The organism is Nitrincola sp. (assembly GCF_048264025.1).
Taxonomy (GTDB): domain Bacteria; phylum Pseudomonadota; class Gammaproteobacteria; order Pseudomonadales; family Balneatricaceae; genus Nitrincola.
In genome coordinates this window covers 1-12729 of record NZ_JBLXDN010000005.1, presented here as the reverse complement: position 1 = coordinate 12729, position 12729 = coordinate 1, and the positions used below count along the sequence as shown (strand labels likewise).

At 50.7% G+C, this 12729-nt stretch carries 14 protein-coding genes; all 14 read right to left on the bottom strand.

The features are described 5' to 3' along the window. Positions 1 to 140 precede the first annotated feature (140 nt). Positions 141 to 2012 (bottom strand): flavodoxin domain-containing protein, encoded by a 1872-nt coding sequence (locus ACN0R1_RS05275; protein WP_417580656.1) that lies wholly within the window; start codon positions 2010 to 2012, stop codon positions 141 to 143. 2 nt (positions 2013 to 2014) lie between these two features. Then, positions 2015 to 2638, bottom strand: a complete 624-nt coding sequence (locus ACN0R1_RS05270; RefSeq protein WP_191905988.1) for a PepSY-associated TM helix domain-containing protein — start codon at positions 2636 to 2638, stop codon at positions 2015 to 2017. 8 nt (positions 2639 to 2646) lie between these two features. Continuing rightward, positions 2647 to 3414, bottom strand: coding sequence for a hypothetical protein (locus ACN0R1_RS05265; RefSeq protein WP_417580654.1), 768 nt, complete (start codon positions 3412 to 3414; stop codon positions 2647 to 2649). Continuing rightward, the gene (locus ACN0R1_RS05260; RefSeq protein ID WP_417580652.1) at positions 3411 to 4289 is read right to left on the bottom strand and encodes a metal ABC transporter permease; all 879 of its coding nucleotides are present in this window, start codon (positions 4287 to 4289) and stop codon (positions 3411 to 3413) included. Before ACN0R1_RS05260 ends, ACN0R1_RS05265 begins: the two co-directional genes overlap by 4 nt. Beyond that, positions 4289 to 5002 (bottom strand): metal ABC transporter ATP-binding protein, encoded by a 714-nt coding sequence (locus tag ACN0R1_RS05255; protein WP_151054995.1) that lies wholly within the window; start codon positions 5000 to 5002, stop codon positions 4289 to 4291. The genes ACN0R1_RS05260 and ACN0R1_RS05255 overlap by 1 nt, the downstream gene beginning before the upstream one ends. Continuing rightward, entirely contained in the window at positions 4999 to 5880 is an 882-nt protein-coding gene (locus ACN0R1_RS05250; RefSeq protein ID WP_151054993.1) for a metal ABC transporter solute-binding protein, Zn/Mn family, read from the bottom strand. The genes ACN0R1_RS05255 and ACN0R1_RS05250 overlap by 4 nt, the downstream gene beginning before the upstream one ends. A gap of 4 nt (positions 5881 to 5884) precedes the next feature. Beyond that, the gene (locus ACN0R1_RS05245; RefSeq protein ID WP_417580650.1) at positions 5885 to 6352 is read right to left on the bottom strand and encodes a hypothetical protein; all 468 of its coding nucleotides are present in this window, start codon (positions 6350 to 6352) and stop codon (positions 5885 to 5887) included. After that, positions 6352 to 6657 (bottom strand): hypothetical protein, encoded by a 306-nt coding sequence (locus tag ACN0R1_RS05240; RefSeq protein ID WP_151054987.1) that lies wholly within the window; start codon positions 6655 to 6657, stop codon positions 6352 to 6354. Before ACN0R1_RS05240 ends, ACN0R1_RS05245 begins: the two co-directional genes overlap by 1 nt. A 14-nt stretch (positions 6658 to 6671) precedes the next feature. Then, a complete protein-coding gene (locus ACN0R1_RS05235) occupies positions 6672 to 7493 on the bottom strand; it encodes a DUF4198 domain-containing protein (protein ID WP_417580648.1) in 822 nt (273 codons plus the stop codon). After that, entirely contained in the window at positions 7490 to 7993 is a 504-nt protein-coding gene (locus ACN0R1_RS05230; protein ID WP_417580646.1) for a DUF2271 domain-containing protein, read from the bottom strand. Before ACN0R1_RS05230 ends, ACN0R1_RS05235 begins: the two co-directional genes overlap by 4 nt. A gap of 136 nt (positions 7994 to 8129) precedes the next feature. Continuing rightward, positions 8130 to 10076, bottom strand: coding sequence for a MacB family efflux pump subunit (locus ACN0R1_RS05225; RefSeq protein WP_417580644.1), 1947 nt, complete (start codon positions 10074 to 10076; stop codon positions 8130 to 8132). Then, positions 10073 to 11266, bottom strand: coding sequence for an efflux RND transporter periplasmic adaptor subunit (locus ACN0R1_RS05220; RefSeq protein ID WP_417580642.1), 1194 nt, complete (start codon positions 11264 to 11266; stop codon positions 10073 to 10075). The genes ACN0R1_RS05225 and ACN0R1_RS05220 overlap by 4 nt, the downstream gene beginning before the upstream one ends. 278 nt (positions 11267 to 11544) lie before the next feature. Beyond that, positions 11545 to 12024, bottom strand: coding sequence for a TonB-dependent receptor domain-containing protein (locus ACN0R1_RS05215; protein WP_417580640.1), 480 nt, complete (start codon positions 12022 to 12024; stop codon positions 11545 to 11547). Beyond that, on the bottom strand, positions 11973 to 12729 hold a 757-nt coding region (tnpC, locus tag ACN0R1_RS05210), incomplete at its 5' end, for an IS66 family transposase (protein WP_417580638.1). The genes tnpC and ACN0R1_RS05215, both read right to left, overlap by 52 nt.

Here is a 12729-nt window from a genome sequence, read left to right as displayed (position 1 = left end):
CAGCCCAGCAAGGCACAAACCCAGCCCAACGGGTCAGACCAAAGCAATACCCCGCCCCAGCAAGGCACCGCCACAGCAAGGCACCAAAGCGACACCACTACCCAAAACTAGCATAACTAGCATAAGCTCACTGGCTTGAATCAGTACAAATCTGTATGCAACCGCCCCGCCAGCTTCTCATCCGGAAAAATCTCCTCTAACACTTGCAAAACCGACTCACCAAAACCTGATTGACTACCACAGACAAACACATGCGCGCCTTTTTGTACCACCCATTCATGCAAGGCAAGATGATGCAGACGCAACCTGTCCTGTACATACTCCCCTGCTTCGCGTGACCAGGCGCAATCAAGGCGTGTCAGTATTCGTGCTTCCTGGAAGCGGGTCAGTTCATCGGCAAAATAGGCATCCTGCTGGGAGAACTGCTCGCCAAAAAACAGCCAATTACCCGTTTTGGACTGCCATTGCTGCTTTTGTGCCAGAAAGCCGATAAACGGGGCAATCCCGGTGCCGGCACCAATCAAAATCAAAGGTACATCGCCGGGTAAACGAAACCCAGGATGTGCCCGAACACTGGCTTCTACCTGGCCCCCTGTCGCTAAGCTACAGAGATAGCCAGATGCATTGCCAACACTGGCGTCAGCCCTGATATGCTGGCGCACCAACAGATCAACTTGCCCCGGCTCACAGGAGGCTATGGAGTAGAGGCGTTCATGTATCGGTTTGAGTTGATCGATCAACTGCTGCGGGTCTTCAGCCACCTGGTCGGTCCAGTCGAGTCGTTGTAAAAGATCCAGCAATAACACTGGTTCTCCCTGATAAATCACCTGTGTATCTGCGGCCCAGCCTTGTTTCGACAGGCGTGATAGCAATGTCGCTTGTTGTATGCGTGGCTTTACTGCCAATACGTCACCTGGCTGATACGCCAGATCTTGTTTAGCCAAGCGCAGATGGTGTACGTGGCGATGTGACTGCGACGGATTCAAGCAGTGATTCTGCAGCACATCAAACTGTTCATAATCTATCTCTATTGACTGGGATTCCTGACCCAGATAGGCGGAAATGCTTTCCCACCAGCTATTTACTGCCGTCAGGTCCATTTGATCCACTGCAACCAAGGGGGCAATGCAGCGCATTCCTTTTTCCGTCAGAAGTTGCTCTAGCCGGTAGCCGAATGCGCAAAAATCAGCATAGTGCCGATCCCCCAAGGCCAGCACACTGAAATCGGCTAGCCGAGTGTGAGGTGACAGCGGCTGCATTGAATGCATAAAGGAAATCGCTGAATCCGGCGCTTCACCTTTGCCACAGGTGCTGACCACAAAGCCTATCGCATCATATTGACTCAGACACTGAGGCGTCAGTTTTGACAAGCAGCGCAGGTCGGCCTGACTGCATATAGATTGATGCAATTGAGTTGCCAGTTGCTTGGCACTGCCGGTCTGGCTGGCATAGGCAATCAGGAATGGCTTGCTGGCCGAATCATGTAACTGCAGATAAGGCCGAGCCCAAAGACTGAGCAACAGCACGAGTGATAATTTAGTGACATCCATCACCGGTGTTGTGGTACCTGAGCCCAGCAGAAAAAACAGCTGGGTGGTCTGCATGACGATCAGAAACACCACCATCAGCAGTATATGGCGCCAATAGCGGCGATAATCAGCCATACACAGCAACAGTAAGACCAGCGACAAAAACACCACACCCAGGCGGAACAGTTGCTGCAGGATGTTCAATACCCGCATTTCCGTGACGGTGAACAGATGGGTAATGTGCCCCTCAAGTCCGACGATAGACAGGGTGTGCAAGTGCCCCAACCAATGCCTACCCAGGACACCGAAGGTTTCTACCTGTAGTGTGGGGTTTACCTCAAGATTCAGCCGCCCTTCCAATCTGAGCTGCAATAGCACACCCAGCAGCAGTACTGCGACTCCTAATACCAGCCAAAGTAGGCGTGCCAGATGGCTGGCTAGCCAGAAGGCTGTTTTTTGCATCAGCGCGGCAGTCGTCGTCATCGTTAATGCATTAAATAAATGATGGTCATGAATACACCACTACCCAGCGTCACCCAGGTCACAGAGGCAACACGCTGAAGTTTGTTTACAAACAACAGCCAGAGCCCCGTCAGGCAGAAAATCAGCATAAGAATCGCAGAAATATCCGAAAACAAACGCCAGCTTTCGCTGACACTTTTTACTCGATGCAGATTGTTGAGCATATGCATCACAGGCAAAGACAGTGTGAAAACATCCACCAAGCCTTCTTCCGGAAATACCTCAATCGTTTGGCTGGCATTTGGACCTTCCAAAACGATCATCAACAGATCATCTGACTCTTCCCATTCGATCTCTATTTTGACGCCTCGAATAGCGTGCGACTCATCCAGCCAGCCAAGAATGCTGAGGCTATAGAGTGTTTTGTTAGCCTGCCAGTCCTGCGCGGCGATGGCGGCAGGTATTTCAAGTTCGAGCTGCTTGGTACGCGTTTCACCCAGCGGCAAGTCTGGATGATTCAGAAAAAAACCGGTAATGGCAAAAAACAGCATCGACAATAATACCGGTGCCGCACTGTATATATGCAGCCAGCGTACCCAGCGATTGACCTTGGGTAAGGTCGTTGAAACAGAAGTTGAAGCAGACATCCTCATCTCTAGTCAGCCTGAAGCCCTGTTTCCAGCGTGGTCAGCCAATCCTTGATAGAATCAGCACCCACACGATGCAGTGGATCAATCAGCCATTCAGGATGCTGATCTTCGCCTGCAGCCATACTCAAACGCAGGTTATTGCCAGTCTCACTGATAGGCATACCCAGAGACTGGGCCAAGGGCATCAATCGTTCATCGGCCAGGCTGAGAGTCTCAAACTCACGCGCTAGCAGGTAGCCGTCAATGCGTATCTGGGTGCGCTGAATAGCGCGCTGAAGGTCAAAACGGTTACGCTCAATAGTACCTGACTCTTCCGGCCAGACACGCGCCAGATCCTTGGCTGCCACATTAATCATTTGGGTCAGGTTATTTAAATCCAACCAGAAATATTCACTCTCCCCCGCATCCGGATGCATCAACACGCGCGCACCCCCTGGAGCCAGCTCGGTTGCCAGATCAATGGGTACGACCTGAATAGAGACAGAGCGCATTAAGGGGTAAAGCTGCAACGACGGCCATACCGACTCAATCGTCAGTACCACATCGGCTGATTCCAGTTCGCTAGCATCGACCTGGCGAAGCCAGCCAGGAATGCGGTTAATCGGTAAACGCGCGGGAGCCAGAAACTCTGTATCTATGCCGGTTTCCTGCAACAGTTCAGCAGCAATCAAGTGTGCAACCGGTGCAACACTGACCACCCGACCTTCGACTGCTTGCACAGAAAAAGGTATCACCAAGGTTATCAGCGTGATCAGTGACCAGAAAGATTTCATTGTATACTTCTCCATCGACGTATTCCCAAAGCAATAATAAAACAGGCAGAGGCAATCATCACGATTGCGGCACCGGAAGGAATCGGCAAGGTGCCTGCCATGGGTAACAAAATACCCAGCAGGCAACTGAAGGTTGAAAACACGACTGAATACCAGAAAAACTCTCGGCCATTACGGCTGATCAGGCGTGCAGCCGTTGCCGGTATGAGTAACAGCGCTCCTACCAATATCGCGCCGACAACTTTGACCGAGGCGACGGTAACTAAGGCAATCAGTAATACAAAGGCATAATCATAGAGGCGGACAGGCACACCACGGGTACGCGCCAGATCAGGTGACAAACTGGCGAGCAACGCCCGGTTACCTGAATACAACAGCAAACCGATAGAAAACGCCGCGATGACCAACAGTACCAGTATATCCATATCCCGTACCGTCAGGATGGAGCCGAACAACACATTTTCGAGAATATGTACGTTCACACGCTTGGCTACATAAAGCAGTAAAGCGGCACCGAGTGCGATGGCAAACGACAGAAACACCCCCACCAAGGCATCATAAGGAATCTCTGTTCGGCTTTTAATCCAATGCAGCAGCAAGGCAAACAGGGTGCAAAAACAAAACAGTGCCACCAGTGGTTGAGTAACTGGCTCGCCCAGCAAAATGCCGATAGCGACACCTGTCAGCGCACCATGCCCTACCGCTTCAGAAAAAAACGCCAGGCGTTTAACCACCACCAGCGGTCCTAGAGCTCCCAGCAATGGGCCCATGATACAAGCCGCCACCAAGGCATTGGTCAGAAAGCTATACTGGAACATTTCCGGCAGATAGCCGGATTCATACAGGGTAAAAGTCAATTGACGCAGTGCTTCCATTAGGCAAACACCTCTTCAATGTCAGCCGACTCAACGGCCTGAAGTCGGCTGGGCTGACACAGCAACTCATGATGCTTAAGACCGTCTTCAATGACCCATAGCTCATCAGCATGACGTTTGATCCAGTCCATATCATGATGCACCACGAAAAGCGTTGCGCCCTGATCACGCAACCTGATCATTTCAGCAGTCATCAGTGATTGACCTGACTGATCCAGGCCGGTCATAGGTTCATCGATACACCATAAATGACTGTCTCGCTCCAAGGCCTGCGCAAACAAAAGCCGCTGACGCTCACCACCCGAGAGCTGCCCGAGACGTAAATGCTGCTTGTTTTCCAGACCGACCCGCTGCAATAGACGGCTAATACGCTGCTGTTCAGCAACTTTACGCTTGAAAAACATCGGCCAGCGCGTCACTGATGTCAGCATAAACTCTTCAATTGTTACCGGTAATGAGGGTTCAAAGGCCGTTTGCTGGGGCACATAGGCAATATTTCCGGGACGACCTGGCCAATGTCGCCGAATCTGCCCTGAATGTGGCATCAACCCCAACAGGCACTTGATCAGTGACGACTTGCCAGCTCCATTGGGTCCGGTTATTGCATGCATCCGACCGGGTTTGAAATGTGCACTAAGTGGCTCAAGCAGTATCACCCGATTGAGTTGCAGCGACAGGTTGATCAGTTCAACAGCGGGTCCTTTGATTTTCATGGCGCGGACACAGCTATTTTCAGAGCCTTAGCCAGCGTGGACAGGTTATGCTCCATCTCTCTGGATACCATGTCCACATCATAGTCGCCATAGGTCATGTGCGAGAAATGGTAAATACCGATACCGGTCACTTCTTCAATCACGGTTACATAACGGTTTTCCATATCCAGCTCGGTGAAGAGCACGCGGATATTGGCCGTACGAATCCGGTCAATGGTATCCTGTAACTGGGTGGCATTGGGCTCGACACCATGCGCTGGCTCAATCACGGTATCAATACCGATACCAAATTCCTGCAACAGGTATCCATATGCATTGTGGGTGCTGGCGATACGCACCCCGGTCAGATCCAGTTCCAGAATTTCACTTAGATAGCGGTTTTTCATTGCCCTTAATTCGCGCGCATAACTCAGCGCATTCGCCTGAAAGTAATCAGCATTGTCCGGATCCAGATTCCCAAGTTCACGGGCAATGGTGTAAATCTGGCGTATGGCGGCATCAATGGAAACAAAGGTGTGAGGGTTGTAACTGTTACTTCCCCCACCGGAAGACAGCAAGGGCAAATCCTTGTTGGCTTGAATCACGGTCAGCCTGGGTAACTCCAAACCTTCCAAGGCATGCATAACAAACTCATCATGCCCTATACCGTTAACCACCAACGCATCCATACGTAATAGCCTAGTCAGGTCAGCGGGTTGCAATTCATAACTGTGCGGATTAAAACCACCGGCGATAAGCGGCATCACCTCAGCTCGGTCACCCGCCACTTTACTGACATAACTGTAATAAGGATGCAGAGTGACTCCCACCACTAATTTTTCAGCAGACGCCAGCGTAGAAATAAACAGCAAAACACACAACAAAAGGGATTTTTTCATAAGATCAATTTTCCATTAACGTCCAGTGCTCATCCGGAGTACAACTTGATAGCAGCCCTGCCTCTCCAGGATGATAGAAAATCACACCGTCCGAAATACGTAACAAAAAGTCACCATCATGCTGTCGGGAGATCCATTGGTAACAGTCATCGCCAGGCTGATGCCAGTCCTGGCTAGCAGATGATGCAAACAGGTCGAGACCAAGTTGCTCCAGACTTTCCGGAGCAGGCCAGGGTTTTTCAGCCAGAAACAGTATTTCCTCTCTGGCGATAGATAAGGCCATTAGCTGTTGAGACTGTACCGGGTTTAGAGACACATGAGTCCGCTCTGGTACGACTTCCTGGCGCAACCAAATCCCCAGCGCCCCAAGTAGTAACATCGCCGATATCAACAGCCAGACCCACAGGGACTCACGCTTTCCATCGTCCGGCATCACCGTTTCTATAACTGAAGCAACGGACACATCAGACATTACTGCAGTTCCACATAATCAAATTCGGCTGGGTCTTCATGCCCAGCATCAAACTGAATAAAAAACTCCCCTTCCGGCAAGTCAAAATAGACACTGGAGTGCTCATCGGACGTGACCCTGTCGAGCTCTTGTTCATCATAGTCATAGATAACAACATCGCTTCCTGTGGCAAAACTTCCATCGCTGTAACCAATATCACAGCGTATCCCTTCACCTTCACGGACGCAGTCCATATAAGGATAGTGCGCCCATGCTGACTGTGAACTCAGCAAAAGCAGTCCCAAACTCAAGGCTAACTTGTTCATTCGATCTCCCTGTATCATTCCGGAATCGCTTCAAATGAAAACAGGAAGTTCACCCCCACTTCATCGGCAAGGACACCATCACCTTCAAAACGCACATTGGCAGATAACAGGTGTGGACCCGCCATTTCGGGAGCAAAGCTAACTCGCCCTTCGGCATCGGTGACAAGATCAATTTGCTGACGTGAAGAACGATAAGCGGTACCGTGAGGCACGACTTCAACCGGTGCGTCGACTAAAGGTTCACCATTAAAGGTAAAACGGAAAGTGGCTGATTCTCCCACAACAATATCACTTGGGTGGGTGATCGCATCCATTTCAAACCCCTGGCCAGTAACGGCAAGCACTTCCTGGGTTGGGGCTTTCTGAGACACGTAGAACACACTAACGTTTTGCATTGCCATGGTGACTACATCACGTGCATCATCAGGTAACTGAGTAGCCGCTTGCTGTTTATTGGCCATAATGCGGCGTTGCGTATCACGACCCCCTACGACGTAACGAGTCATGTAACGTTCAGGTGTACGCAGCTCAACCTTGTAGGTCCCTAGATCGTTTAACTGCAGATCAAAAACGCTACGACGCTGTCCCTTGTAATAAGAACCCATGCGCTGGCGCTCGCCACTCGGAAGATAGATGGTCACATTATTCAAACTGACCGGCTTATCAAAGCTGAAAACACCATGTGACGCGGTAGCATCAACAGTGATCCAATGCCCTTCATCAGTTGAGAGGTTAAATTCGCTCGGTAGCATCCATAGCGGATGCGCTACAGCACCGGCACTTGCCAAAGCCAATGTAATTGCGGCCGCTCCGGCCATCTTTTTTACCGCTTTCATTGCGTAACTCCTGTGGTGATCTGAATAGTTCCTAACTCTTCACTGGCTTCAATAGTGTAATTTTTTTGCCCCTGACCCAGCTCTATCTCTGTATGCACCCAACTGCGACTACCATGTTCACGTGCCGCTTCCAAATGAACGCTGTAACGTCCTGCGGGAACGGCATTCCCTTCGGCATTCTTGCCATCCCAGGTCAGTTCGTAGGTACCAGGGCGTCTGGTTGCACCGGAAACCGCATCGATGTCACTACCGCCATAGCGACCGCTTTTACGCCACCAGCGGCGCATATCCTTTAACCAATCCGGTTCTTTACTCCAAAGCGCCAGGTTTTTAATCGCTTCACCCTGGTCATTTTCAATCCAAACAGCCACATAAGGACGGTAGTACATCGGCCCTTCAACTGCCGGTAGCGTAACTGCAATTGTTACGTTTTCTTCGGCTATTACCGGAAGGCTGCAACTTAATAAAAAGCCAAGGCCAAACAACCAGCGTTTATTCATATGGGAAGCATCTCCTGAGAACTAAATTCAGCTGAATACATATCGATTAATAATCAACAATTTAATGTTAATGATAATTATTGTCAACAATGTTATTACTCAATTGCTGTAAAGTTTTGTAAAAATGACTTATAGATCACTCGGATGCGAGTGCAACCACCGGATCAAGATGCGCGGCCTTGCGCGCAGGAAGATAACCAAAGACTAACCCAGTCATAAATGCACAGCCAAATGCCAACATCACCGGCATGGCGCTAAATGCAACATCGGTGCCCAGCTTTTCCAGCATCAGCGTCACTGATAGCCCGATCAAGACACCCAACACACCACCCAGCGCAGACACCAATACCGCCTCAGTCAAAAACTGCTGCATAATATTGCCGGTTCTGGCCCCCGTAGCCATGCGCACACCGATTTCCCGCGTACGCTCGGTGACGGATACCAACATGATATTCATGACCCCTATCCCGCCGACCAACAACGAAATCGCGGCAATCGAGCCTAACAACAGGGTCATGGTATTCTGAGTTTCTGTGACAGACTCGATAATCGATTCCATATTACGTATCTGAAAATCTTCCACGCCGTGACGCCTTAACAACAGGTCTTGCACCGCCTGCTGCGCGGCATAAATGTCAGCATCACTGGCAACGGCAACCGTCATGGTACGTAAATAACGACGGCCCAATAGCCTCACGCCACCGCTTTCAAACGGTACGATGATCACGTCATCTTCATCACGCCCCATGGGAGAAGCGCCTCGGGAACTCATCACACCGATCACCAGAAACAACACATTGTCGACCATGACATACTGCCCAAGCGGATCCTGGTCTGGAAAAACTGCCTTAGCCGCCGTTTGTCCCAGCACCGCCACACTGGCGAAATCCAGTTCATCTTCACGAGTAAAAAAACTGCCATACTCCACTGGCCAACTTCGCACAGCGGAAAAAGCCGACGAAGTTGCCATCACTTCGGAGCTATGATCCCGCCCCCCTGCTCGCAGCGTCACCGTACCACTTTGCTCCGGAATAGCAGCGACAATACCGGGCAGCTCGCTCACAGCATAAGCATCTTCAGGAATCAGGGTAGTGGTACCCCAGCCGCGCTGATTGGGCGCCCCCGGACGCACCAGTAACAAGTTACTTCCCATCGAGCTGATCCGGTCGACAATGGACTGGCGCGCGCCATCACCAATCGCCAGCATTGTGATAACGGAGGCAACACCTATTACGATGCCTAGCAGGGTCAGCACTGTACGAAACAAATTCCCGGTCAATGCACTTAATGACATACGTAGCGCTTCACCCAGATTGGTGAAAAAATTACCAGGACGGGTGTTCAAAGATGTCGCCGTAATCGGTGTTCGTTGCTCATACTGGGAAAGTGATGGCCCTTGATCCGCCATAATCACTCCATCACTGATTTCGATTACCCGATCGGCATGTGCGGCCACCTTGGCATCATGGGTAATCAAAATTAGTGTATGCCCCTGTGCGGCCAGTTCCGCAAACAGCGCCATAACCTCTTCACCGGTATGGCTATCTAACGCACCGGTCGGTTCATCAGCCAGAATGACCTGTCCGCCATTCATCAAGGCGCGGGCAATCGACACGCGTTGCTGCTGGCCACCGGATAACTGTCCTGGTTGATGTCCCAAACGGTCTGCCAGCCCCAGGCGTGTCAACAGCGCCTCGGCTCGCCGGTGACGCTCTAGCCTGGAGACTCCGGCATAGACCGCCGGCACTTCAACATTTTCGCGCGCCGTTCCACCTGGCAGAAGGTTATAGCTCTGAAACACGAACCCAAATGCATCGCGTCGTAACGCGGCCAATTCATCCTTGCTAAGTGCCAACACATCCTGACCATTGAAAAGATACTGCCCCTTGGTTGGCCTATCCAGACACCCCAACAAATTCATTAGCGTCGATTTACCGGAACCGGATGCACCCACAATAGCCACGAACTCACCCGGCAGAATAGTGAGGCTCACGCCTTTAAGGACATCCACATCCTCATCACCATTACGGAAGGTGCGATAAATGTCGCGCAGTTCAATAACAGGAGTAACTGGCGCTGTCATCTGGGCATCCTCATCGGCCCCTCAGCAGGCCGTGGACGATTGGTAGCAGCCATAACAGCGCCTGGCATTTCAACCCGGTCCCCCAGCTCCAGCCCTTCAACAATTTCAATCTGTACACGATTGGATAGCCCGGTGGTTACCTCGCGACGCTGGCTTTCACCTGTAGCCGTCACCAGCATAACCTCAGCACGGCGATCACCCTGTCGAGAACCTGGCGAAGGCATAGAAGGACGGTTATTCAGTGCGCCAACTGGCAGCACCCTGACCTCTTCAGCCCGATCAATAATGAAAAAAACCTGTGCTGTCATTTGCGGGAACAAGGCACCTTGATCATTTTCAACATCAAACAAGGCGTTATAGAGCACCACATTATTTTCAACCTCAGGCGTAGGTTCAATACGGCGCAGTTGCCCGGACCAACGGCGGTTTTGATCCCCGAGCGTTGTAAAGTAAGCATCCATTCCCTTTTTGAGACGGTTTACATCCGCTTCTGATACCTGAGCCTGCACAGTCATCACCGAAAGATCAGCAATCTGTAAAATAGTGGGTGTCTGTTGCGTCGCGTTGAGCGTTTGTCCTTTGCGTGCAACCACCTCAACAACGGTGCCAGACATAGGTGCATAGATCTGTGAGTAGTTTAACCGCGCTTCTTCAGCCCGTAATGAGGAGGCCGTCTGCTCAATTTGCGCCGTAAGTGCCTGCACCTGGGCAGCAGCTGAACGTTGGGTAGCCTCAGCAATCTGTAAAGACTCTTCCGAGGTCATGCGTGTCTCGACCAACCGTTTCTGACGACGGAACTGTATATCCGCCAATTCCAGCTGCGCCCGCTTATCGATCATCTGTGCTTGTAAATTACGCAACTGAGCGCGCGTTCCTTCAACATTGGCCAGGTAAACTGTGGAGTCAATTTCGGCCAGCAACTGGCCTTCCTCAACCTGATCGCCGACATTGACATGAATTTCAACCAATTGCCCTGAGACCTGAGCCCCAACATCGACATATTCTCTAGGTTGTAACCGTCCTGTAGCTGTCACGATATTTTCTATTGTACCGCTGGACACAGTTGCATAAGCCACCGGCGTATCAGCCGAGGTGTGATACAACAGGTAATAACCTGTAGCACCGCCTGCAATTACCGCCGCCAACAACAGCCAACGCCAGACAGATAAAGATGATTTAGCTTGAGACATAGTTTACTTCCCTTGAGACACTAGACGCATTATCCGGAAAAACTCATCAGTACAGCAATGCGTAATGATAATATTTACAATAATTTACAGTTATAAGTCAGTAGGTCCCGTACATGCGCCGCTCCTGCGCACCAATGCGCCCGCGGTATATAACGCCAAGGATGGCGTGTATACAGAAAACGCAGGAGCAGTTTTCTGCCCGTACGTCCTGTACATAAAAAAACCACCCCGGTTGGGGTGGCTCAAATCTAGTATGTTGACGTCGTTAAGGTGCTTAATCAGAAACTCAGATTAGCTGACAACCAGAAGTTTCTTGATTTTGCCTTTACGTTATAATCATCCCTGTAGGTTGGCGTATAAGTTCCATCGCCATTATCGGTAAAACTGGTTTGATAAGAGGTGAAATCTTCATCCATTAAGTTGTTTACACGCGCCTGGATAGTCAGGTTTTTGCCAACACGGTATGAGCCTCCCAAATGAAATATTTCATAATCTTTATAATAAAGAGCCGAATCCGTATCCTCATCCCAACTACGGTAACGTTTGGAACGAGCTTCCATCGACAAGTAAAGATTCAGGTCGGGGTTAACCTTCCAGTCCAATGTCGCATTCAGCATATGCCTGGCGGTACCTGTTAACGGCTGCCCAGCCTGATCGCCACTCTTCTGCTCTGAGTCGTAAGCGCCGCTAAATCCGCACCTTGACTCTAATCGTATTGCGCCACTTTTTTCGGAATTTTCTCCATCGATACATTCCATGGCAGCAGCTGCTCTAACGCTTCTACTGTCTCAGCTTCAGCGATATGTTCCAGGACATGCTGGATATAAGCAGCAGGTTCGAGCTGATTCGCCTTAGCCGTTTCTATCAATGAGTAACAGGTTGCACTGGCACGTGCCCCTTGAGGGGTATCGGCAAACAACCAGGCTTTTCGGCCTAAAGCGAAGGGACGGATAGCGTTTTCAGCCAAGACATTACTGATCTGTAGATCGCCACGTTCACAGTAGCCCACAAGGGTTGGCCACTGGTTAAGCGTATACTCCATTGCCTTGCGAGTCAGGGAGTCTTTTAGCACGCGTGTGACGTTGGCTTCCAACCAGGCCTTAAGCTCATTCAGCTTTGCCAGGCTCAACTCCTGACGGATGCGGTAACGCTCAGCCACACTCAAGTCTTTTATCTCTCGTTCGATGACATAGAGCTTGTTGATATAACTCAGTGCCATGTCAGCTTTTGAGAGCTTAGCCTGTTTGGCCTTACCTTTGGGCTTAGCGGCTTTTGATGCCTCGACGAACTTGCGGCGGGCATGATCCCAGCAACCAATGCGGGTGATGTTGTTTTCAGTACAGACACGGCCATAACCGGAATAGCCATCAGCCTGTAAGATGCCGCTAAAGTCATCTAATAGACGTACGGGTACACTGCCAGCACGAGAGGGATCGTATTCGAACAAAACCGAGGGATGGTCC